The organism is Paenibacillus cookii (assembly GCF_018333375.1).
In the GTDB taxonomy this organism is placed as follows: Bacteria; Bacillota; Bacilli; order Paenibacillales; family Paenibacillaceae; genus Paenibacillus_AQ; species Paenibacillus_AQ cookii.
In genome coordinates this window covers 53680-75069 of record NZ_BORW01000003.1, presented here as the reverse complement: position 1 = coordinate 75069, position 21390 = coordinate 53680, and the positions used below count along the sequence as shown (strand labels likewise).

The 21390-nt window shown below is 53.9% G+C and carries 24 protein-coding genes and 1 tRNA gene; 17 read left to right on the top strand and 8 right to left on the bottom strand.

Features of this window, described 5'->3' with window-relative positions; genetic code table 11:
• Positions 1 to 124: 124 nt before the first annotated feature.
• Positions 125 to 421, bottom strand: coding sequence for a hypothetical protein (locus KI367_RS04975; RefSeq protein WP_052147321.1), 297 nt, complete (start codon positions 419 to 421; stop codon positions 125 to 127).
• A gap of 212 nt (positions 422 to 633) precedes the next feature.
• Here KI367_RS04975 and KI367_RS04970 point away from each other — a divergent pair, with 212 nt between their 5' ends.
• Positions 634 to 1002, top strand: coding sequence for a hypothetical protein (locus tag KI367_RS04970; protein WP_212948057.1), 369 nt, complete (start codon positions 634 to 636; stop codon positions 1000 to 1002).
• 264 nt (positions 1003 to 1266) lie between these two features.
• Here the strand turns inward: KI367_RS04970 and KI367_RS04965 are convergent, their stop codons facing one another.
• Positions 1267 to 1491: a helix-turn-helix domain-containing protein gene (locus KI367_RS04965; RefSeq protein ID WP_036649309.1), complete on the bottom strand. Its 225-nt coding sequence runs from the start codon at positions 1489 to 1491 to the stop codon at positions 1267 to 1269.
• A 359-nt stretch (positions 1492 to 1850) separates the two neighbouring features.
• Positions 1851 to 2312: a DinB family protein gene (locus KI367_RS04960; RefSeq protein WP_036713548.1), complete on the bottom strand. Its 462-nt coding sequence runs from the start codon at positions 2310 to 2312 to the stop codon at positions 1851 to 1853.
• A gap of 133 nt (positions 2313 to 2445) precedes the next feature.
• Between KI367_RS04960 and KI367_RS04955 the strand changes: the two genes are divergently transcribed.
• The 4 genes from KI367_RS04955 to KI367_RS04940 all read left to right on the top strand — a co-directional run bounded on the left by KI367_RS04955 (position 2446) and on the right by KI367_RS04940 (position 5160).
• Entirely contained in the window at positions 2446 to 2805 is a 360-nt protein-coding gene (locus KI367_RS04955; RefSeq protein ID WP_212948055.1) for a hypothetical protein, read from the top strand.
• 78 nt (positions 2806 to 2883) lie between these two features.
• A complete protein-coding gene (gene gpmA / locus KI367_RS04950) occupies positions 2884 to 3633 on the top strand; it encodes a 2,3-diphosphoglycerate-dependent phosphoglycerate mutase (RefSeq protein WP_212948053.1) in 750 nt (249 codons plus the stop codon).
• 114 nt (positions 3634 to 3747) lie between these two features.
• Complete coding sequence (locus tag KI367_RS04945) at positions 3748 to 4092, top strand: DUF1904 family protein (RefSeq protein WP_212948050.1); 345 nt, start codon at positions 3748 to 3750, stop codon at positions 4090 to 4092.
• A gap of 138 nt (positions 4093 to 4230) precedes the next feature.
• Entirely contained in the window at positions 4231 to 5160 is a 930-nt protein-coding gene (locus KI367_RS04940) for a manganese-dependent inorganic pyrophosphatase (protein WP_212948042.1), read from the top strand.
• 201 nt (positions 5161 to 5361) lie between these two features.
• Here KI367_RS04940 and KI367_RS04935 read toward each other — a convergent pair whose 3' ends face one another.
• Positions 5362 to 5532: a hypothetical protein gene (locus KI367_RS04935; RefSeq protein ID WP_197070033.1), complete on the bottom strand. Its 171-nt coding sequence runs from the start codon at positions 5530 to 5532 to the stop codon at positions 5362 to 5364.
• 280 nt (positions 5533 to 5812) lie between these two features.
• On the opposite strand from KI367_RS04935, the gene KI367_RS04930 reads away from it, so the two are divergent.
• The 4 genes from KI367_RS04930 to KI367_RS04915 all read left to right on the top strand — a co-directional run bounded on the left by KI367_RS04930 (position 5813) and on the right by KI367_RS04915 (position 10602).
• On the top strand, positions 5813 to 6709 hold the full coding sequence (locus tag KI367_RS04930) for a TetR/AcrR family transcriptional regulator (RefSeq protein ID WP_212948040.1): 897 nt from the start codon (positions 5813 to 5815) through the stop codon (positions 6707 to 6709).
• 56 nt (positions 6710 to 6765) lie between these two features.
• Positions 6766 to 7995, top strand: coding sequence for an MFS transporter (locus tag KI367_RS04925; protein ID WP_036713555.1), 1230 nt, complete (start codon positions 6766 to 6768; stop codon positions 7993 to 7995).
• 846 nt (positions 7996 to 8841) lie between these two features.
• Positions 8842 to 9612, top strand: a complete 771-nt coding sequence (locus KI367_RS04920; protein ID WP_036713592.1) for a class I SAM-dependent methyltransferase — start codon at positions 8842 to 8844, stop codon at positions 9610 to 9612.
• A 6-nt stretch (positions 9613 to 9618) separates the two neighbouring features.
• A complete protein-coding gene (locus tag KI367_RS04915; protein WP_373316204.1) occupies positions 9619 to 10602 on the top strand; it encodes an MBL fold metallo-hydrolase in 984 nt (327 codons plus the stop codon).
• 85 nt (positions 10603 to 10687) lie between these two features.
• Here KI367_RS04915 and KI367_RS04910 read toward each other — a convergent pair whose 3' ends face one another.
• The gene (locus KI367_RS04910; protein WP_212948038.1) at positions 10688 to 11254 is read right to left on the bottom strand and encodes a phosphatidylglycerophosphatase A family protein; all 567 of its coding nucleotides are present in this window, start codon (positions 11252 to 11254) and stop codon (positions 10688 to 10690) included.
• Between the two features lie 260 nt (positions 11255 to 11514).
• Here KI367_RS04910 and KI367_RS04905 point away from each other — a divergent pair, with 260 nt between their 5' ends.
• The 5 genes from KI367_RS04905 (at position 11515) to KI367_RS04885 (ending at position 15657) form a co-directional block, all read left to right on the top strand.
• Positions 11515 to 12585 (top strand): GerMN domain-containing protein, encoded by a 1071-nt coding sequence (locus KI367_RS04905; protein ID WP_036713557.1) that lies wholly within the window; start codon positions 11515 to 11517, stop codon positions 12583 to 12585.
• 139 nt (positions 12586 to 12724) lie between these two features.
• On the top strand, positions 12725 to 13483 hold the full coding sequence (gene rph / locus KI367_RS04900; RefSeq protein WP_036713558.1) for a ribonuclease PH: 759 nt from the start codon (positions 12725 to 12727) through the stop codon (positions 13481 to 13483).
• 2 nt (positions 13484 to 13485) lie between these two features.
• Positions 13486 to 14124 carry an XTP/dITP diphosphatase gene (locus tag KI367_RS04895; RefSeq protein ID WP_212948036.1) on the top strand — a complete coding sequence of 213 codons (639 nt, stop codon included), beginning with the start codon at positions 13486 to 13488 and terminating at the stop codon, positions 14122 to 14124.
• A 147-nt stretch (positions 14125 to 14271) separates the two neighbouring features.
• On the top strand, positions 14272 to 14724 hold the full coding sequence (locus tag KI367_RS04890) for an ASCH domain-containing protein (RefSeq protein WP_212948034.1): 453 nt from the start codon (positions 14272 to 14274) through the stop codon (positions 14722 to 14724).
• 57 nt (positions 14725 to 14781) lie between these two features.
• Positions 14782 to 15657: an endonuclease/exonuclease/phosphatase family protein gene (locus tag KI367_RS04885; protein WP_036713560.1), complete on the top strand. Its 876-nt coding sequence runs from the start codon at positions 14782 to 14784 to the stop codon at positions 15655 to 15657.
• A 53-nt stretch (positions 15658 to 15710) separates the two neighbouring features.
• On the opposite strand, the gene KI367_RS04880 is transcribed toward KI367_RS04885, so the two are convergent.
• Positions 15711 to 16508 (bottom strand): histidinol-phosphatase, encoded by a 798-nt coding sequence (locus KI367_RS04880; RefSeq protein WP_212948033.1) that lies wholly within the window; start codon positions 16506 to 16508, stop codon positions 15711 to 15713.
• 143 nt (positions 16509 to 16651) lie between these two features.
• Here KI367_RS04880 and KI367_RS04875 point away from each other — a divergent pair, with 143 nt between their 5' ends.
• Both KI367_RS04875 and fucU read left to right on the top strand, forming a co-directional pair.
• Positions 16652 to 17512 (top strand): AraC family transcriptional regulator, encoded by an 861-nt coding sequence (locus tag KI367_RS04875; RefSeq protein WP_052147253.1) that lies wholly within the window; start codon positions 16652 to 16654, stop codon positions 17510 to 17512.
• A gap of 43 nt (positions 17513 to 17555) precedes the next feature.
• Positions 17556 to 17981: an L-fucose mutarotase gene (fucU, locus tag KI367_RS04870; protein WP_036713563.1), complete on the top strand. Its 426-nt coding sequence runs from the start codon at positions 17556 to 17558 to the stop codon at positions 17979 to 17981.
• A 166-nt stretch (positions 17982 to 18147) separates the two neighbouring features.
• On the opposite strand, the gene asnB is transcribed toward fucU, so the two are convergent.
• Both asnB and KI367_RS04860 read right to left on the bottom strand, forming a co-directional pair.
• Positions 18148 to 19992, bottom strand: coding sequence for an asparagine synthase (glutamine-hydrolyzing) (gene asnB / locus KI367_RS04865; protein WP_212948031.1), 1845 nt, complete (start codon positions 19990 to 19992; stop codon positions 18148 to 18150).
• A 469-nt stretch (positions 19993 to 20461) separates the two neighbouring features.
• The gene (locus KI367_RS04860) at positions 20462 to 20758 is read right to left on the bottom strand and encodes a magnetosome magnetite crystal formation protein family (RefSeq protein WP_036713566.1); all 297 of its coding nucleotides are present in this window, start codon (positions 20756 to 20758) and stop codon (positions 20462 to 20464) included.
• A gap of 142 nt (positions 20759 to 20900) precedes the next feature.
• On the opposite strand from KI367_RS04860, the gene KI367_RS04855 reads away from it, so the two are divergent.
• A tRNA-Arg gene (locus tag KI367_RS04855) sits at positions 20901 to 20974 on the top strand.
• Positions 20975 to 21390 lie beyond the last annotated feature (416 nt).

Below are 21390 nucleotides of genomic sequence, written 5' to 3'. Positions count from 1 at the left end.
GGATTAATAATATAGAGGCGCAGGATTGCTGTCAATACATATTTTTTGGTTAAACAAACATGCGGCAGGCCGGCAAAAAAAAGGCCCTCACTGCATACGCGCAGCCAGGGCGGGCGGGAGCCGATCATCGGCGGCGCATATGGACCCATAACCCGGCAAGCATCCGGTAGGGGACGTATAACCCGAGATAAGCGCCCGCAACGAGAAAACACGGGTTAAGCAGCAAATGGTGGACGTCCGTGGTCAGAACGGTCCCATGGAGGATGTTCCGGTACACATCGGCCGCGAGGATGGAACCGGTGATATAAAAAGATAGCAGCGCAAGCAAACTCCATATCCAACGGAACCCGCGGTTTAACGCAGCCAGGACCGCCATAACAAACGGAACCGCAATAAAGCCGGCGATCAGCCAAAACAGCAATGCCGTGCACCTCCTTCAGAGTCTATTCTCGGCAGGCGCGCAGCGGTTTAAACTCCCGGCTCCCGGGAGAGAAGCCCGCTCGATCACGGCATATTCTATGAAAACAGAGTTAAAAATATGAAAAAACCATCATTTTCACTGGATCGTTTGTCTTATACCGATTTATGAAGCCGGCATAGAATATATCAATCTTTGAAAAGGAGTTGATATATTTGGCAAACCGTGATGTACGCCTTGCCCTTTGGTCCGGCATCAATTTTTCGGGCCGCAGAATAGTATTCAGACGTGGAGGAGTCGCAGTCCGGGATCTTGGAGCGTTTCGTTTTGACAACGTGCTTTCCAGCTTCCGTCTAAGAAACCGTGTGCAGCCTGCTCAAGTTACGCTTGTTTTGTTCTCGCAGGTGAATTTCCGGGGAGCATTCCGCGTGTTCCGCGGCAGCCAAAACGTAGCCAATCTGGGTAACTTTGATAATGTCACGTCTTCGCTCATTTTGGTCGGCCGCAACCTGACGAACGCCGAGATTGCCGAAATCCAAAGAACAGGCAGACCGCCTCAAGACATTCTCATCGTAAGACAGTAATTGCAGTACAAAAAAAGGGTGCCCTTGCGGCACCCTTCCTTGCGTGAAATGAACCGGATGATGTTCGTTTTTTCGACGTTTGAGCGGATCCCTTTCGGCCCATTCAGCATATGGTCGTTCCCATCAAAGGCAAGAACGAATCCCTGCTTTTGGGCTGGTCCCGCAGCCTTGTATCGAATGGGAACGACAAAATAAAGAACCTCCTGTCATTCCTTCCCCAAAAGGAAGACATGCTACAGAAGGCCAAGGCATTTGAGGGCTCGATCAGATCTTTAATTCCCCGAGCTTGATCAGCTCGACGACGGCTTGAGAACGGCCTTTCACGTTCAGTTTCTGCATAACGTTGGAGATATGGTTCCGCACCGTTTTCTCACTGATAAACAGTTGACCGGCGATGTCACGGGTCGTTTTATCCTGAACAAGCAGTTCGAACACTTCACGTTCACGGTGAGTCAATAAAAATTTGCTCTTATGATCGTTCCCCTTCAATGGTGTCACCCCTCCTTGCTCGGGTTTGTATGGTATAACAAGGTAAAGGGATACAGTCAACTCATATTATGTAAGGTCCGGGGCAATGGTGTCGTTGCGGCCAAAAAATGGGCTTGCGTCGTTTAATACCGCCTCAAGCTGCGATAAGACGATTCTCAATATTTAAAGCAAGATCAGAAATCCCCCGAAACATAAAGAAAAAATAGAAAATACTGTAAAAACCGATTTACTAAAAAGACGTGTTATGTAATAATATGGATACCAAAAATACCCTGCTTTTTGGAAAGCCAGGGTATTTTGGTCTTTTATATGATTTCAGAGGGCGTTGTTCGGATGCCGGCTGGATGGCCGCACGCGAATTACGCAAGCACTCGGAGCATGGCGTTGATCATGCCGTAATGGTAGTTTTCGTGCCCGAGGTTCACGACGAACGCTTCGCGGACGGTTTCGGCTTTGGCGAAATTTTCTTTGACCGCCAGCGGCTCGTCAAGTTTCCCTTCGAAGGTGTCGGCCACAAGCTTGCATTGTGCCGTCAGCTCTTGAACCAGCGTATCCCAAGCGGGAGGTTCGCCGTTCCAATCGGCCGGTTTCGTTCCATTGCCGAAAAAGGATTGGTAATTTTCAGGCACGACGGCATCCTTGCCGGCAAAACGGAACAAAATGCCGCTTGTGACGGTCAGCAGATGCCCGAGCTGCCAATGAATGTTGTTGTTGAAACCTTGCGGGACAAGCGTGCGTTTGTCTTCCGGAAGTTGTTCAACCTTGCTGATGATCGTGTTGCGGTTTTTCTCCATCAGCGCGAATAAGTAAGCGTCTCTCATGTGATGTTCCTCCTTACGATATGTAACTACCATTCAATTTTACAGTAGACGGGCATGCAGGGCAACCGAAGGCCCCGCGGGAGGAAATAACCTGATTTAAGCGGATTTTTTTGGATAGGAAGGAAGAAGCGATTTGGATCAGAAAAATAATGTATTTATGTTGGTATTAAGCGGCATCATGATGATTGTCGTCATTTGCCTGGTCATTATGATCGTCAAGCCGCAGCCGGACGCTACGTCCCATTTTACGGGGAGCATGGAAACCTACGCGCATGGGATCGACATTCCCAGTTTTCCCGACGAGATGAACATCACGACGAACGGGGAGCAAATCGTATCCCTCGGCGCCAACCGTTTCGCCGTCATCGACAACAATCCCGATTCGAGCAATCACGGGACGATTCTCATTTACGAATATGACGAACAGGCGCGCAAGATCCATTTTCTCGCCTCCGAGAATTACGTCGCCCGCATGAATCAAAGAACCGAATAACGGTTAAATAATGAAGATGGCCCCTCACGGCCCATTGCAGCGAAACACCGCTGCGTCAGCAAGGGAGGCATGCTTGAGATGTACAAAGTCGTATTGGTAAGGCACGGGGAAAGCGAATGGAACCGGGAAAACCGGTTCACGGGTTGGACGGACGTCGACCTGACGGAAAAAGGCGTCCGCGAGGCGATCAAAGCGGGGGAACTGCTCAAAGCGCTCCCGTACGAAATCGACATTGCATTTACGTCGGTTCTCAAAAGAGCCATTAAAACGCTGGATTACATACTGGAGGCAAACGATCTGCTTTGGGTTCCCGTCCGCAAAAGCTGGAAGCTCAATGAACGGCATTACGGCGCGCTTCAGGGGTTGAACAAGGACGAAACCGCCCAGAAATACGGGGAGGAGCAGGTGCGGCTGTGGCGCAGAAGTTATGACGTGCCCCCGCTGAAAATCACCGCCGAAGACGAACGTTATCCGAAAAACGACCGGCGATACGGGAAACTCACCGACCAGGAAATTCCGCTCGGGGAAAGCCTCAAGGATACGATCGCCAGGGTCGTGCCCTATTGGGAAGCGGAGATCGTCCCGCGCATCAAAGCCGGGGAACACGTGCTTGTCGTGGCCCACGGCAACAGCCTGCGGGCGCTCATGAAAGTGCTGGAAAACATCGGCGACGAGGAGATCGTCGACCTGAACATTCCGACCGCCGTGCCGATCCTGTATGAGCTGGATGACGATTTAAAGCCGCTGAACCGGACGTTTCTCGGCGACCGGGAACGCGTGCAGGAGAAAATCGACGTGGTGGCCAACCCGTCCAAAATTATGGAATAACGTTGGCAAGGAGGGGTCCCCCCGTGCGGGAGGTGACTCCTCCGGTGTTTTTGTGTTACGGTATATAGTGCCTAATGCGCAGTAACACCAACTTCAGGAAAGAAGGGAAATGCAGTGCCTTTTGTCAGATTTACGGGGTTCGAAAAAAACGTGGTGGAGGCCCTCTCGCCCGCGATCGTCGAAGAAATGGCAGCCATCGCCAACATTCCGCAGGAGATCGTCAAAATCGAGCTTTTGCATGTGGAAAAAATCACAAACAGCCCGCAGTCGGTTGAAATCTATATGTTTCCGAGAGAACAGGAAAAGCATGACGCCATCGCCAAGATGATCGACGGGCATTTGAAGCGCCGCGGCTTCGACCGCGCGCATATTTTTTTCGTTTTGCTGCAGCATTCGCTTTATTATAAGGAAGGCGTGCCGTTAAGCGATATTCCGAAAAAGACCGTTCCCGAAGCCTGACCCGCCGATTTGAAATAAATCTCTGTAAAGGAATTGGAATATTAACGAATTACCGCTATAATCGAATGTAGAAACGAAGACATTTCTGGAATGTCTGTGCTTTATTACATCAATAATCAATAAGGAGCAATGAAACTCATGGCCAAAACTTTGATTTTCGGACATAAAAATCCGGATACGGACACGATTACTTCAGCGATTGTTTACTCCTATTTGAAAAACCAGCTCGGATTCGACACGGAAGCCGTGCGTTTGGGCAATGTGAACGGCGAAACCCAGTACGCGCTGGATACGTTCAAGGTCGAAGCTCCGCGCCTTGTGGATAAAGTGGCGGGCGAAGCCGGCGAAGTCATTCTCGTCGACCATAACGAACGCCAGCAAAGCGCCGACGACATCGACCAAGTACGCGTGACGGAAGTCATCGACCACCACCGCATCGCGAACTTCGAGACAAGCCATCCGCTTTATTACCGCGCGGAGCCTGTCGGCTGCACGGCCACCATCCTGAACAAGCTGTTCAAGGAAAAAAATGTCGCGGTTCCGAAAGAAATCGCGGGACTGATGGTATCGGCGATCATATCCGATACGCTCCTGCTGAAATCGCCGACCTGCACGGACGAAGACGTGGCTGCTGCCCGCGAGCTTGCCGACATCGCCGGCGTCAAACTGGAAGAATACGGCCTTGACATGCTGAAAGCCGGTGCGGACATGAGCAGCAAAACGATTGCCGAACTCATCTCCCTCGATGCGAAAGAATTCCAAATGGGCAGCCACAAGGTGGAAATCGCTCAGGTGAACGTCGTGGACACGAACGATGTCCTTGGCCGCCAAGCCGAGCTGGAAGACGCCCTGAACGGCATCATCGCCCAAAAAGGCCTCGATCTGTTCGTCTTTGTCGTCACCGACATCCTGAACAACGACTCCGTCGCCCTGGCGCTCGGCAAAGCCGCTTCCGCCGTGGAAACGGCGTACAACGTGAAGCTGGAAAACAATACGGCCGTGCTGAAAGGCGTCGTATCCCGCAAATCGCAAATCGTGCCGGTTTTGACCGAAACGCTCAGCAAATAATCAAGATTGAATCATGGCAGGCGCTTGTCCCATCGGCGGGACGGGCGCCTCTTTCAAGTGCCCGGGCTCCCGCGCAATGCACCCGCAAAGGGCCGTGGCCAAGATCCCTTATCGGAATTTTTCCGTGAAAAAACCTGTTCATGGCTGAACAGGTTGGTTTGATAAGTTCTGCCGTTCTGGTTGAAGGGATTGGCATTAGGGTTACTGGTCTTCGTCTTCCTCGGAATCTTCTTCGGAATCTTCGTCCTCATCGTCGGAATCGAATTCGATTTCGGATTCTTCTTCCTCTTCTTCGTCGTCTTCCTCGACGTCTTCGATTTGAGACTCTACTTCTTCGTCGGACAGCAGCAGTTCTTGTTCAAAGTTTTCCATTGATTAATCCCTCCATTTTATACACTTGAATCGTAAGTGCACTTTCAATATATCATTTGTCTCTCAAAACGTTTGTCGGAAGGTGTGGCCGCAAACGGATTATTTTCCGCTATTTTCTGCCAGAAATCGGGTCGCTTTTAACCCTTGTCGAAATTGAAAACTTTCTCTTGACGGGGAGGAAGCGAACGGTTAAAATCTCGATAAAACTATATCGTTCAGTTGCAAAACCGTATAGTTTTTTCGAGGGTGGCAAGAAACCAAGAGGAAGTGAAATCAAGCCATGTCCATTGACCGTAAACAGGAGATTATGGATGCAGCCATCCATATTTTCGCCCGGAAGGGATTCAACGGTTCAACCATGCAGGATATCGCCGAGGGTTGCGGCATGTCCAAAGCGACGCTGTACCAGCACTACAAATCGAAAGACCAGCTATTGCTGTCCATTTTCCATATGATCAACGACCGGCTTTACGTCAAACTTCAGGCCAGCATGAACCGGGAACACGGCGATTCGGCTGACAGCCTGAGACAGCAGATCGAGCTGCAGCTTCGCGAATCCTTGGCGAACCGGGATTTGATCCGGATGCTGATCACGGAAAACCCGAATGCGTATACCGAAGAGGTCGTGAAAGCGTCGGGCGCGATGCGCGCGCGGATGATCCGGCACTTCGAGCAGATGTTCAAACGGGTGTACGGGCCGGAGATCGAGCCGTATGCGGTGGAATTGGTCTTTTCGATGTTCGCTCTGCTGGAGCAGTTCAGCGTGCTGATCATTTTGGAAAACGTGGCGATCGACATTACCGAGCTGTCCCGTTATATATTGAAGCTGCTGGGATATATGGCGGAAGGGTTGATGGGCGATAACGGCGTCAAACCGATCCTTGGCGTGCATAACTACCCCGAATATTTGCTGTGCGAAATGCCGGAGCCCGAGACGGACAATGTGGAAAACCTGATTTGCCGGTTGTACCGCAAAGCCGATTGCCTAGGGGAATCGGGAAAAAAAGAACAGGATATCCGCAATTCGATCCTGATGCTCGACCATGAGCTGAAAAGCTCCTCGCCGCGGCGCATTATCGTGCAGGGGATGCTGCATAACCTGCTGCAGGTCGGGGCGCTGACGGAGCTTGCCGGCCGCTTGGCCGCGCTGCCCGGCATCAAACGTTATTTAGATTAGAGATGCAAGGATGTAGAAAGAAAAATCCGTAACGAGGAAAAGGAGAACTATACTTCATGTCATCCGGTTCAAAAATAAACAGGTCGTTGTACGTACTGATGATTAATATGTTTATAGCCATGCTGGGCATCGGGCTGGTCATTCCGATTTTGCCCAAACTGCTGGAGGATTTCCACGCCGGGGGAACGGCCGCGGGATATTTGATCGCCGCCTCGGGACTCACGCAGTTTCTGTTTTCGCCGCTGGCCGGCGAATGGGCCGACAAATACGGCCGCAAGCTGATGATCGTATTGGGTTTGGGCTTGTTTACGGTCTCCCAATTTATGTTTGCCGTCGCCAACGTCATGTGGATGCTTTACGCATCCCGCTTTTTGGGCGGCATCGGCGCCGCGATGATGATTCCGGCCATGATGGCTTACGTCGCGGACAGCACGACGGAGGAGACGCGCGGCAAAGGTTTGGGGCTGCTTGGGGCAGCGATGTCGCTCGGCTTCGTGATCGGCCCGGGCATCGGCGGTTTTTTGGCGGATCTCGGCCTGCGCGCGCCGTTTTACATTTCGGCTCTCGTGGCGGCGGTCGCCACCGTCCTGTCTTTTTTCATGCTGAAAGAAACGCTGTCGGCGGAACGCCGTCAGGCAGCCAAAGCGTCGCAGCAAAAACGCGAAAGCATCTTGAAACAACTGGTCGCTTCCGTGAAGGCGCCGTATTTTATCTACTTGATTCTCGTATTTACGCTGACCTTCGGTCTCGTCAATTTTGAGGCGGTCTTCAGCCTGTACGTCGACAACAAATATGCGTATACCACGAAGGAAATTTCCGTCATCATCACGGTCGGATCGCTCGTCGGCGTCGTCATTCAAGGCGCGGTGATCAACAAGCTGCTGCTTCGTTTCGGCGAAAACAAGCTGATCAACGTGTCCTTCCTGGTGTCGGCATTGATGATGGTATTGATGCTGCTTTCGGGCAATTTCTGGTACAACATGCTGCTGATCCTCATCTTCTTCACGTTTACGTCCATCATGAGACCGGCGATCAACACCGCTTTGTCCAAAATGGCCGGGCCTGAGGAGCAGGGATTCGTCATGGGGATGAACAACGCCTACATGAGCCTTGGCAATATTTTTGGGCCGGCGCTCGCCGGCATTTTGTTCGACGTTCACATGAATCTGCCGTATTCCTTCGGGGCCGTCATTTTGGTGCTGAGCCTCGTGTTGTCTCTAACCTGGGGCAAAAAACTTTCGAGCATGCGCAAGCAAAAGCTGGAAACGGCCGGCACGCAGGGGTAACAACGAATAGAGAGCTTAAGTCAAAACGCCCGGAGGGATCCGGGCGTTTTGTGCTTTGGAAGGGATTACTCCCAAATGCTTTTGGATTCGATCGTTTTAAAAATTTTGGAGTACGCGCTTTTGATATTCGTTTCGTTTTCGGTGTCGTTATAAAGGCGAATAGCACCTGCGTCTCTTCTCCTGTTGGCGATCGGTAATTGCCGGCGGCAAACCGAAGGTCGTTTGCGCTTGGAGCGTCATCGTAAGATACGTCCTCTTCCATGTACATCGGAAGCAGTTTGTCGATCTGAATGAAGATAAAGGGGAGGCCTGCTTCTTGATATGCTTTCTTATACTGCGGGGCATACGCCTCGCGAAAATAATCCTTCGTAATAAAGACGGCGTCGAACCGCGATGACAGCTTCTCCGGATTTTTGGCCATCTCCTCCAGCCCTAAAGGCACAAAAGAGACGTTTGTTTCCCTCACCTCAGGCGCTTCTCCGATGACGCCGATGGTTAAGGGCTTTCCTTCGTAAAGCGGTCCGTTCCATGTATTGCGGTCGGCGCATCCGGCAAACAGAAGCACGCAAAAAATCAAAAGGGGCAGCCAATATTTTTTCGTTCGAATAAATATCCCTCCGCAATTTCATTGATATGTATCTATAACGTTTTTTGTCGCCCGATGTTACGCCTCGAACGGCCAGCAGAACGAGCCTTTTTCGCCTTGGCAAGATCGGGTAGATGCATTAAGCTGAATGGTAGGATGCAAGCGGGAGCCATTTTTTGAAGATCCGGCCGCCTGGGTACAATAGGATCAACCGCGGTTAAGTAATACATAAACCGCTATCGTCTCAGGAGGCCGCCATGATCAAAGACTGGTACGAAAAAAGTTTCGGAGAAGACTATCTGCTCGTTTATAAACACCGGGATGCGGAGGGCGCGGCCCGGGAGGTCAAAAAAATGATCTCCTGGCTGAATTTGCCTTCAGGCGCCCGGGTGCTTGATTTATGCTGCGGAACCGGCCGCCATGCGCTTGCTTTGGCGGACAGCGGCTACCGCGTGAGCGGCGTCGACCTGTCGGACGTGCTGCTCCGCGAAGCGCGGAAATCCGACGACCGCGGGCGCGTCGAGTGGCATCAGGCCGATATGCGCAGCCTTCCGCTTGACGGAGGCTTTGACGCGGTGCTGAATTTGTTTACGTCCTTCGGCTACTTCCGCGAGGACGGGGAGCAGCTGAAAGTGCTGCGGGAAATTTACCGGATGCTGAAGCCCGGAGGCCGGTTCATCATTGATTTTATGAATTCCCCGTATGTCCGCTCCCATCTGGTGCCGGAATCACGGCGGGAGGCGGAGGGGCAGCGGATCGTCGAAAAACGCCGCATCGAACGCGATTTCGTCATCAAAGACATCACGATTACTCCCCTGCAAGGGGATGGCGAACAGCGCCAGTACCACGAACGCGTCAAGCTGTATACGCTGGAGCAGATGAAGCAAATGCTCGCGGATGCCGGTCTGGCCGTGGACGAAGTCCATGGCGGATACGACGAAGACGAAGGCTACGAGGAGCGAACATCCGAGCGGATGATCTTCGTCGGACACCGCCCGCAAAGCTCCAAGCAAGCGTGGAAAGAGGTTTAATCCAAAGTGAACATGCCGGAGATAACGGATCATTTAAACGGAATCATTCAAGTCAAAATAACGATGTCCTTTCCGCTGCGATGGGTAAACAGTTATTTGTTGCCCGGACCTGATGGGGTGACGATCGTCGATCCGGGGCCGCGGACCCCCGGGAACGAGGAAGAATGGAAAAAAGCCTTTGCGGAGCTGGGGATCGGGCCGGCCGACATCCGGCAAATCGTGCTGACGCATCACCATCCGGATCATCTCGGCTGTGCCGGGTGGCTGCAGGAGCAGTCCGGTTGCCGGGTATGGATGTCGGAACGTTCTTACCGGGAGGCGCAGCTGATGTGGGGACCGGGTTCGACGATGAACCGGGATTTGCCGGCGCTGTTCCGCGGCCACGGCATGCCGGAAGAATGGGCCGGCCAGCTGGAAGCCCATCTGAACGGATTTATCCCGCAGGTTACCCCGATACCGGAGGTCGCTTTTATCGATGCAAATCGGCCTTTGGCCATGGGCGGGCGCCGGTGGCTGCCGATGGAAACGGCGGGCCATGCTCCGGGGCATCTTTCCTTTTACCACCCGGAGACCGGCCATCTTCTTTGCGGGGATGCCGTTCTGCCGCAAATTTCCCCCAACGTCAGCCTGATGCCGGGCAGCGATCCGGAGCCGCTTCAATCGTTTATGCGAGGGCTGTTGAAGCTGAAAACATTGGAGGTCTCAACCGCTTACCCGGGGCACCGCAACCCTTTTACGCATTTCGAAGAGCGGTTGGAGGCGCTGCTGCTGCATCATGAAGAGAGGCTTGCCAAGATGGAGCGTCTGCTGGAGGAAGCTCCCGCCACGGGGTTCGGGCTTTGCGTTTCGTTGTTTGGCACGAAGCTCGGCATTCACCAGATGCGTTTTGCGATGTGCGAAACGTTGGCGCATGCCCGGGAGCTTGAACGCAGAGGACGGATCGAATCATGGACGTGCGAAGGCGGCAGGGTCTATTTCCGCCTTGCGTGATCCATGCATCGAAAGGAGCCGCCCCGGGGTCCAAGACCTTTCGGGACGGCTCTTTCTCGTTCGCTCCGGCAGCGCCGGCTTGGTTTTAATCCTCGGGAAGCTCCGGTTCGGGCTCTCCGTTTTGGCGTTCGCGTTCGGCCTGTTTCCGGTGCGCGATCCGGCTGCTTGCCGCCGCGGCAATCGCGCCGACGATGTCATCCAGGAACGTGTTCGTTTCGCCGGTGCTTTTGTCGTTCAAACGTTCCAGGATGCCCGGCTTCAGTTTGTCGATGTAACCGTAGTTGGTGAAACCGATGCTGCCGTACACGTTAACGATGGAAAATGCCAATATTTCGTCCACTCCGTACAAACCTTCGTCATTGACCAGCATTTCCTGCAGCGGGGAAATCAGCTTGCCTTCTTCGGCGAGCACGTCCAGCTGGATGCCGGTCAGCACCGCGTTTTGCACCTCGCGTTTGGCAAGAACCTTTTCCACGTTGTCCAAGCATTCCTGCATCGTCAGATCAGGGTAATATTTGTTTTGCAGGAGCATAACAAGCTCCGCGATTTCTTCCACTTTGACGCCCCTTTTATGCAGCCATTCCCGGGTAGCGCTGGCTACCTTCCGGCTGTTCAGGCTGTAAGGCATTTTTTCGTTGTTCGGATCACTCATCTTATCCCCCCGCAATATGCTCATCGTAATAGTTCGATTGTACGTCCCTCCCCTAGGGTTTGTCCAGTTTTAACCAATTATGTATTCGGTCCCGGGCTTTTTTTATACTTTTCCGGCCTTTGTCGGGGCACTCGCAAATCCTTAGAGGAAGGCCCCGTTTTGCCGCGGATTTTTATTTGGACCGGCTGTTATTTTTTGCGGCAGGGGCTCGTATACATGGTAGTACAAACTGTACAAAATGATTAGGAGGAACCATCAATATGACGAAGGCTAAAAAAATTCGCGGCATTTCGGTTGCCGGATTGCTGGCTGTACCTGTGTTGTTGTCCGGATGCAGCCTCTTTGGTTCACAATCTTCCATGGACATCGACAAGCCGCCGGTCGACATCGAGCAGCAAATGCTGAACATGGCGAACGGCCCGGCCTCGACGAACAACGGGGAGCAAACCGGTCCCAAAACGACGGTATATTTGGCCAACGATAAAGGGCTGCTCGCCCCCGTGTCGCTCGGGATTCCCGAAGCCAAAGACCAGGACGGCCTGAAGCAGGCGCTTACGGCGCTTGTCTCGGGAGGAGCCTATTCCAAATACGTGCCTAAGGGATTTGCGGGCATCCTGCCGAAAGGGACGGAGATTACGCAATTGTCGGTGGACAAGGAGCAGAAAACGGCGGTCGTGGAATTCAACGGCGCGTTTAACCAATATAATCCGCAGGATGAGCGCAAAATATTGGAGGCCGTCGTTTGGACGGCAACCGGATTCCCGGGCGTGCAAAAAGTGGAGCTGTGGGTCGAAGGCCAGCGGTTGACGGAAATGCCGCAGAACAAAACGCCACTCAATCAGCCGCTCACGCGGAGCTTCGGCATCAATCTGCAAAAATCCGACGGCGCCAGCCTGACGAATTCGACGCCGGTGACGGTCTATTTTTCGACCATTACGCCGGACGGCACCTATTCTTATTACGTCCCCGTCACGCGGCTCGTGCAGCCCGGGCAAGACAAGGTAAGCGCGGCGCTGCATGAGCTGATTGCCGGCCCGCAGCAAAACGACGGCCTCGAGATGGTCATGACGCAAGGCACTTCCGTGGATTCGGTGAAAACTGAAAAAGACGGCACGGTGACCGTTTCGCTGAAGGACGACATGTTCGAAAAAGAGGATCCGATTCCGGATGAGCTGCTCCAATCCGTCGTGCTGACCGTGTCCGAAAACGCCAACAACGCCAAGGTCAAAATCGACATGAACGGACAGACCCGCATTACAGGCATCAGCGATACCCGGGATTACAGCAAGCCCGTTTCCAAACCCGAGTACATCAATGAGATTCCGCTGTAAGCGCCTTTCCGGGGTGCTTTTATGCCGACACTTTGATAAAATAAAACTTGCTATCGTATAGATGGGCTGAAAAACGGCCGAAAAGCCGTCTTCAGCCCGTTCTATATCACAGGACGCGCAAATGTAGGAGGCAGAAAACATGAGATCAAACGGACGCGGCGAAAGCCAGCTGAGGCCGATGAATTTAACAGTAAACGTGAACAAGTACGCCGAAGGCTCCGTGTTCATCGAAATGGGAGACACGAAAGTATTATGTACCGCAACGGTAGACGAGAAGGTGCCCCCGTTTTTGAAGGGACAAGGCAAAGGCTGGGTAACGGCGGAATATTCGATGCTCCCCCGCGCGACGCAATCCCGGAACCAGCGGGAAAGCGCCCGCGGCAAGCTCACCGGCCGGACGATGGAAATTCAGCGGCTGATCGGCCGGGCCCTTCGCTCCGTCGTTGATCTTCGCGCGCTCGGCGAGCGGACCATTACGCTGGATTGCGACGTGATTCAGGCCGACGGCGGCACCCGGACGACTTCCATCACCGGCTCCTTCGTGGCGCTGGCCATCGCCGTAAGCAAGATCGCGGAGCAGCACAGGCTGCCGGCGTTTCCGATTACGGATTTTTTGGCTTCGGTCAGCGTCGGCATCGTCAACGGCGAGCCGATGTTGGATCTGAATTATGAGGAAGACTCGACGGCCAAGGTGGACATGAACATCGTGATGACGGGCGGCGGCGCTTTTGTCGAGCTGCAGGGGACCGGCGAGGAAAGCCCGTTCACCCGCCAGGAGCTTAACCAGCTGCTGGAGCTTGGGGAACGGGGGATATTGCAGTTGATCGAGAAACAAAAGGAAGCGCTTGGACCGATCGCCCTCATGATTGGCTCGGGCCAATCGGGAAGAGAGGTTTAGGAATGAAGCTGGATCAAGATCTGATTATCGTCGCGACCCGGAACCAGGGGAAGGTCAAGGAATTTGAGCATGCTTTCGCGAAACTCGGCAAAAAAGTCCAAAGCATGTTCGACTATCCGGAGCTGCCGGAGGTCGTGGAGGACGGCGAAACCTTTGCCGACAACGCGCTGAAAAAAGCGAAGACGGTCGGGGACGCGCTGGGCCTGCCGGTACTCGCGGACGACTCCGGCCTGTGCGTGGACGAGCTGGACGGGCGCCCGGGCGTCTATTCGGCGCGTTTTGCCGGGGAACATGCGACGGATCAGGAAAATAACGAAAAGCTGCTGCGGATGTTGGAGGAGAAAAAAATGGGCGACGATACGCAGCAGCCGCTGCTCAGCACGGCACGTTTCGTCTGTACCCTCGTCCTGTACGACCCGGCAACCGGCGCCCACCTCGAAGCGAGCGGGGACGTCAACGGCTGGATTACGGACGAGCCTGCCGGATGCGGCGGATTCGGGTATGACCCGCTTTTTTACCTGCCGGAATACGAAAAAACGATGGCTGAGCTTTCCGTGGAGGAAAAGCAGGCAATCAGCCACCGGGGGGCCGCTTTGCGGAAATTGATCGGCATGCTGCAGGAGCGGGAATCGAAGGTTTAAGTCGGCGTCATATAAGCTTTAGCACACAATGAACCACGGCGAGCCGGATATGCGGCTGCCGTGGTTTTTTTCGCATGGACATGGCCGGCAAGATATGATTTGATTGGGTTACAAGAGCTTTTTCAAAGCAGGGGAGGTTTAAGAAGCATGAACGAAGAAGCGCAAGCGTATTGGAATGAATATTGGGACAAGCGGGGCGGGGAAAAACCGGAATCGGTAAGCGCCTGGCCGTTCGGGGCCGACCCGGATCAGCTGGCCCGGCTGGTCGTCGACGGGATCAAAACGGCAACCTGTTCCGCGCTCGCCTGTTATGAAGCCGAAGGGGAGCCGCTTCCCGCGGTCGGCGATTACAGCATTATTTTGAATGCCAAGGATCTGCCCGTCGCCATCATCCAAACGGTCGAAGTCAACGTGATGCCGATGAACGAAGTTCCGGAGGATTTTGCCGTGGCGGAAGGCGAAGGGGATCGGTCTTACCGGTACTGGCGGGAGGTCCATGAACAATTTTTTACGAAAGAGCTGAACCGGCTTGGTTTGGCATTCTCGGACGACATTCCGCTCGTATGCGAACGTTTCCGGCTGGTTGACGCCAAAAGCTAATGTCCCTATGATGGGGAAGATTGGAATCAAAAATTGACATCGATTGGAGTGAGGGGAATGTCTGCAGAGAAAGCGAACCTGGAACTTGACCTGCGCTGCATGTCCTATAACATCAAAAACGCGTACGATAGGGAAGGCGAAAACGTATGGGGCAGCCGCAAGGAGCTGGTGGCGGGGATCATCCGTTTTCACCGGCCGGATCTGGTGGGCATGCAGGAGGTGCTGTACGAACAGCTGGAGGATTTGCAGGCGCTGCTGCCCGAATACGGCTGGATTGGCGTAGGCAGGGAGGACGGCGACAAAGACGGCGAGTTTTCCTGCATCTTTTATCGCAAACAAAGGCTCAAGCCGCTGCGCCAGGATACCTTCTGGCTGTCGGAGCGTCCGGAGGAACCGGGTTCGCTTGGCTGGGACGCCGCTTGCAGAAGGATCGTGACATGGGCTGAATTTCAGGATGGTTATAGCGGCAAGACCTTCCTGCATTTGAATACCCACTTTGACCATATCGGCAAGGTGGCCGTCGAACGAAGCGCCCATTTGATCGTGGACCGGATCAAGGAGCTGGCGGCGGATCGGCCGGCCGTGCTGACGGGCGACTTCAACGTGACTTCCGATTCGGTGCCATACCGCGTCCTCACCGGCCAGGGGCAGACGGAACCGGCTATGCTGCGGGATGCAAGCAAAGAGGCGGATTATCGGCATTTCGGGCCTGCGTTTACGTTTCAGGGGTTCGATTCCAGGGAAGTGGCCGCCCGCATGTTTCCCAAGTTTTTGCAGCCGCTGGCTGAACATGGGATCGAATTTGAAAGCCCGATCGATTTTATTTTCGTAGCCGGCCCGGTGCGCGTGTTGAATTACGGGGCGATCGCGGATCATCGGAACGGGAAAATGCCGTCGGACCATTATCCGGTCGTGGCCGACGTGCGCATTTAATACGGCTGGAATGGGCAAGGCGTGCCGCAGGGGCACGCCTTTTCGGTTTTCGCTTACCGTTCCAACGGCAGCATGATGCGCTTGCGTTTTTTGAACACGGCCCATTCCCGGTAACCGATGTCGTAGAGCTGCCGGGCGACGGCTTCAAAATGTTCGCCGACGCGCGCCGGTTCATGGGCGTCGGAACCGAAGGTGACTTTGACGCCGTAATAAAACGCCCGTTCCAGCAGGTCGGGGCCCGGAACCCACAGGTCGTCCGACGAATTGATCTCCATGGCGACGTCGTGGGCGGCGATGGTGCGCAGCGTGTGTTCGGCGGCTTCCGTATACAGGTTGGAATACCCCGGGAAGTACCGGTTCAAGGCGTCCACATGTCCCAAAATATCGTACAATCCCGTTTGGGCTGAGCGGGAGATGTAGTCGTAGTAGCTGTTTTTCAGTTCAAGCTTGCCCGCTTCCGTCAGCCACTCCCAATGTTCGGCATCGTACAGGCTGACCCCGGCGAAATCATGGACGGAGCCGATGATGTAATCCAGGGAATAATCGTTCAGCACCTTCCGGTATACGTCCACCGAGCCGGGAATAAAGTCGGCTTCTACGCCGAGAAGCACCTCGATTTGCCCGGCAAATTCCCGTTTCAGCTCCAGCACTTCGCGAACGTATGCGGGAAACTCCGATGTTGCCATGGATGCTTCCGGGGCAGGGTGATCTTCCTTTTCGGCGAAAAACGGCGTATGGTCCGAGATGCCGATGCAGGATAAACCGTTGCCGACGGCAGCCGCGATGTAATCGCGAATATGCCCATGGGCATGTCCGCACCGGGCGTGATGCGTATGAAGGTCGAATTTCATGATGATACCTCCGTTCCTGGGTTTGTTCGTCTTGCCACCTACCATAGCGCATGATACGATCATTTTCATTACAAATCTTCGCCTTGATTAGGTTTTTTCTACATATCTTGTCATCGACGCGGGAAAGGGGGGCAGCGGCCGACATGGAATTTTACGAAGCTTCGCGGTTTTACATCGACAGGGAACGGAAAAAGCGCTCCAGCATGCCGTCCCGGCATTACCATAACGGATACGAAATTTTTTACCTGGTTTCCGGCGACATCTGTTATTTCATCGGCGATCGGGCCTATCAGGCCGTCAGCGGCGCGCTGTTCGTCATCGATATGAACGAGATTCATAAACTGGTGAATGCCGGCGGGGCAAGCTTCGAGCGGGTAACGCTGGAGTTCAAAAAGGAGTTTTTGGATGATCTGTTTGCGGGAGGAATGCCCGTCGACGTCATGTCGGTTTTTAGCCGCGGACTGCCGTTCATTAAGCTTTCCGTGCAGGAGCGGGGGCTGGTTGAACGTCTTTTTGACCACATGATCCGTGAATTTACGGAAAAGCCCGAAGGATACGAGTCCTGCTTGAAGACGCTGCTGTATCAGCTGCTGCTGCTCATCCGCCGAAAAACGAACGCCGTATCCGGGGAGCAGCCGCTGGTCCATTCCGTCCGCAATAAAACGTTCGAGATCGTCGATTATATCAACCGCCATTATCAGGACAAGCTGACGATCGCGGACATGGCGCGGCGTTACGGCATCAGTCCGTCTTATTTTTGCAAAACGTTCCGCCAAAGCACGGGATATACCTTTACCGAATACGTGAACCATGTGCGCATCAAGGAAGCGAAGGGGCTGCTGATGACGGGGAACGACAAAGTGGCGGCGGTGGCCGGCCAGGTCGGTTTCGAGAGCCTGACGCATTTCGGAAGGGTATTCAAGGAAGTGACGGGCATGTCCCCGCTGAAATACCGCCGGCAATATTGTTCCATCCGGGGAGGATTGCCCGGTTCGACGTCGTAATTAGTAGGGGATGTGATGTGAAGGACATAAAGGAGGCTTCCTCATGCTGAAAGGGATATCCCCGCTGCTTTCCCCCGAGCTGCTGAAAGTTTTATGCGAGATGGGACACGGCGACGAAATTGTGTTTGCGGACGCGAATTTTCCCGCCGTCTCGACGGCCAAACGCCTGGTCCGCGCGGACGGGCACGGCATTCCCGAGCTGCTGGCGGCGACGCTTGAGCTTTTTCCGCTGAACCGCTATTTGACCCATCCGGTCATGCTGATGCAGGTGACCCCCGGCGATCCGGTGGAAACCCCCGTGTGGGACGTGTACCGGGGACTGGTGGATCGGGTCGAACAGGGCATCGAATTTGCTGAAATCGAACGTTTCGAATTTTACGAACGCGCCAAAAAGGCTTATGCGGTGGTGGCCACCGGGGAAAAGGCGCTTTACGGCAATTTGATTTTGTCCAAAGGGGTTATCGGTTAAAGCTTTTCTTTCCTATGCAAGTCACTTTCACATCTTAGAAACGGCAAAACGGCAAAAAAGCCCGTTCCGGCGAACGGGCTTTTTTTGCATGGATTGCCATGGAGGCGTAACCTCCGATCCCAAACGGATACGATGGTCGAATGAAGCCTGGTGGCGTCGGCGTTATTTATTTGATCGATACATGATAGGTTTTCAGCCAATGGTTGACTTGGGCCAAATAAGCGAACAATTGCGGGCCGGACATCAGCTGGCCGAACCAGGGCAAATGCGTTGACGCTTCGGGGGAAGCGGCGATTTCGCGGATTTTATTCCGGTCGATGAGGGGAAGGATCGGCGATGACGGGTCGTCGAGAATGTCGAGCACCTGCTGTTTGACGGCGGCCAGGAAATCGGGGTTATGGGTTTTCGGGTATGGGCTTTTTTTGCGGTACAGCACGTCTTCCGGCAGAACGCCTTCCAGCGCTTTGCGCAAAATGCCTTTTTCGCGGCCTCCGGTCATTTTCATGTCCCACGGGATATTCCACACATATTGAACCAGCCGGTGGTCGCAATACGGTACGCGGACCTCCAAGCCAACCCCCATGCTCATGCGGTCTTTGCGGTCAAGCAGCGTCGGCATGAAGCGGGTAATGTTCAAATAGGACATCACGCGCATTTGCGCCTGTTTGCCGGTTTCGCCGCGCAGCCTGGGCACTTCCCGCACGGCTTCGGCGTAACGGTCTCCGAGGTATTCGAGCGGCCGCGTCCACTCGCGGATTTCGGGGGAAAGCAGGCTTGCGCGCATGTCGGAGGCGACGGCCCACGGAAAAGTGCCCGAATTCAGCATGTCATCGCGGTGAAACCACGGGTATCCGCCGAAAATTTCGTCCGCGGCTTCCCCGGAGACGGCGACGGTGGCGCCTTTTTTGATTTCCCGGCAAAACAGGTACAGGGAACCGTCCACGTCCGCCATGCCGGGCAAATCCCGCGTCAAGGTGGAGTTGTTCAGCGACTCGATCAGCTCCGGCGTGTCGAATTCGATGAAATGATGCCTTGTACCGAGCTCTTCAACCATGCGCTGAATCCACGGAGCATCGGCTCCCGGCTGAAAGGCGTGGGATTTGAAATGTTTGTCGTTGCCGACGTAGTCCACCGAATAGGTATCCATCCGTCCTTGCCCCGTCCGGTTGTAATACTGCACGGCAAGCGCCGTCAGCGCGCTGGAATCGAGGCCGCCGGAAAGCAGCGTGCATACCGGCACGTCGGAGACAAGCTGCCGCTCCAGCGTATCTTGAAGGAGCTCGCGCAGCCGCGCGGCGGTCGTTTCGGTATCTTCTTCGTGCCGGTAACTGTCCAGCTTCCAGTACGGATACGTGCGTAAGCCTTGGCGGCTGAATATCATCGCGTGCCCCGCGCGCAGCTCCTGGATGTCGCGGTATACGCCTTGCCCCGGCGTACGCGCCGGTCCGATGATGAAAATTTCCGCCAAACCTTCCGGCCCGACGACCGGTTCGACTTTGGGATGCTGAAGCAGCGCTTTGGGTTCGGAGCCGAAGATGAAGGTGCCGCCGATCAGGCTGTAGAAAAAGGGCTTGACGCCCAGCCGGTCGCGGGCCATGAAGACCTGTTCCCGCACGCTGTCCCAGATGGCAAAAGCAAAAATGCCGTTAAACTTGTCGACGCAAGCAGGCCCCCATTCGATGTAGGAGACCAAAAGAACTTCCGTGTCGCAATTCGTCCGGAAGTGATGTCCTCTTTTTCGCAGTTCCTGCTTGAGCTCGGCAGCGTTGTACAATTCCCCGTTATATACAATGTTGTATAAATCCTCATCATCGTATACAAGCATGGGCTGTGCCCCGTTTTCCGGATCGATGACGCTGAGCCTCCGATGCCCGAAGGCGCAGGGGCCCGAAATCCAGGTTCCCGAGGCATCCGGTCCCCTTGGTGTCAAGGTTTCCGTCATTTTTACGAGAGTCTGCGAATGCTGCGTCAAATCGCCGCTCCATTCAATAAAACCGGTTATTCCGCACATGACGGATCATCCTTTCTTTTGCAAATTCCTCATTTTCTGAAAGTGATACAGTTATATGCCGAAGAAGGGCATAAAATGTCTGTCCGGGCGCAGGTCGCCGCCAGAACTTGTCACAAGAAGCGGGATGATGTCGCGGGATGGAACGGTTCTTTTCGCTGCCGCTTGCCCAAGAAGAGCTGTAAGGCGAGCCAGATATTGAAGGTCATAGCGGCTTGCATCGCATCCCATACTATGCTTAGGGGGGTGAGCGAAAGTGGCAACGACGTACAAAAAGACGAAAGGCAACAAGTATGCCCACCAGACTGAATTTGCTGACGAAGTCCTGAGTAAAAACGACAGAAATTTGGCTGTTCCGCAAAACCCAAGACGATTTGGCAATAAGTAGGTACCCCTGAAAACGCAAAAACCTCCGGGCGATCGGAGGTTTTTGGGTTGGATAATGTTACATATAATGGAAGGGATTTTTCGGCTACGCGTATTCGCGAAGGACTTGAATGCCTTTGACGATGTTGTAGATGAACGTTCCGAAGTAGATGATGATGAACAAAATGATATATCCAAGCACCGAGCCTAAATGCTCCGCGCCGAACGTAAGAAAAAGCAGCGGTAAGGCCGCGACGAAAGGAAGGATGTGCGAGATCAGCGCCCGTTTCGAATGCATGGCGACATACGAATCTTCCCTGCATGCGATCCAGATGATCAGGGGGAGGAGAAACGGTGCGAAAAAGATGCTGAAATACGATAAGGCCGACAGCAATTGACGCATTGCAAAAACTCCTTTGACGTGGGTTTGCTGTTATCATATTACCCCGCGAAGATGGCGATGATTCATTTTTAAAAATTTCCCTTTGAATTTTCCGGAAAATGCGCTATAATAATAAACGCATCGCTTTTCTATTACATAACAAGTCCCAGTAGCTCAGCAGGATAGAGCAACGGCCTTCTAAGCCGTCGGTCGGGGGTTCGAATCCCTCCTGGGACGTACAAAGCCACTCGTGAGAGTGGTTTTTTAATTTATAAAGGGATGAGAACCCAACAGGGTTCGTCGAAGCATCAACATCGGGAGCATAAGCTTCGCAGTCAGCCCGGAGGGGTGTATCCCGACCTGGGACGGGTGCCAACTCGAAGCAGCGGTTCCTATTCCTTGAGGTATAATTCCCCATATGCTAAGATAACAATAAGCGAGGAGCAGCCGGCCCAGGCTGCCCCTTGTACAAACATCTTGAGCGGGATTCCCCTCCAGATCATGTCAATGATACGTGAAGTAACCCACTTAGGCGCGAACCTCAGGAGTGGGTTACTTTCGTTTATCGATGTAAATCAGCAAAGCCAACAGGAATAATCCGAAGGTAAGCACTTCACCGAACGAAATGTTCATCGCACCACCCCCTTTCGGGA

Coding starts and splice junctions, on each gene's coding strand:
- KI367_RS04905 (WP_036713557.1), top strand. CDS start 11,515: ATGACGAAGGCTAAAAAAATTCGCGGCATTTCGGTTGCCGGATTGCTG.
- KI367_RS04910 (WP_212948038.1), bottom strand. CDS start 11,254: ATGAGTGATCCGAACAACGAAAAAATGCCTTACAGCCTGAACAGCCGG.
- KI367_RS04875 (WP_052147253.1), top strand. CDS start 16,652: ATGGAATTTTACGAAGCTTCGCGGTTTTACATCGACAGGGAACGGAAA.
- KI367_RS04930 (WP_212948040.1), top strand. CDS start 5,813: ATGTCCATTGACCGTAAACAGGAGATTATGGATGCAGCCATCCATATT.
- KI367_RS04890 (WP_212948034.1), top strand. CDS start 14,272: ATGAACGAAGAAGCGCAAGCGTATTGGAATGAATATTGGGACAAGCGG.
- fucU (WP_036713563.1), top strand. CDS start 17,556: ATGCTGAAAGGGATATCCCCGCTGCTTTCCCCCGAGCTGCTGAAAGTT.
- asnB (WP_212948031.1), bottom strand. CDS start 19,992: ATGTGCGGAATAACCGGTTTTATTGAATGGAGCGGCGATTTGACGCAG.
- KI367_RS04925 (WP_036713555.1), top strand. CDS start 6,766: ATGTCATCCGGTTCAAAAATAAACAGGTCGTTGTACGTACTGATGATT.
- KI367_RS04960 (WP_036713548.1), bottom strand. CDS start 2,312: ATGAGAGACGCTTACTTATTCGCGCTGATGGAGAAAAACCGCAACACG.
- KI367_RS04885 (WP_036713560.1), top strand. CDS start 14,782: ATGTCTGCAGAGAAAGCGAACCTGGAACTTGACCTGCGCTGCATGTCC.
- KI367_RS04935 (WP_197070033.1), bottom strand. CDS start 5,532: ATGGAAAACTTTGAACAAGAACTGCTGCTGTCCGACGAAGAAGTAGAG.
- KI367_RS04860 (WP_036713566.1), bottom strand. CDS start 20,758: ATGCGTCAATTGCTGTCGGCCTTATCGTATTTCAGCATCTTTTTCGCA.
- KI367_RS04895 (WP_212948036.1), top strand. CDS start 13,486: ATGAAGCTGGATCAAGATCTGATTATCGTCGCGACCCGGAACCAGGGG.
- KI367_RS04880 (WP_212948033.1), bottom strand. CDS start 16,508: ATGAAATTCGACCTTCATACGCATCACGCCCGGTGCGGACATGCCCAT.
- rph (WP_036713558.1), top strand. CDS start 12,725: ATGAGATCAAACGGACGCGGCGAAAGCCAGCTGAGGCCGATGAATTTA.
- gpmA (WP_212948053.1), top strand. CDS start 2,884: ATGTACAAAGTCGTATTGGTAAGGCACGGGGAAAGCGAATGGAACCGG.
- KI367_RS04940 (WP_212948042.1), top strand. CDS start 4,231: ATGGCCAAAACTTTGATTTTCGGACATAAAAATCCGGATACGGACACG.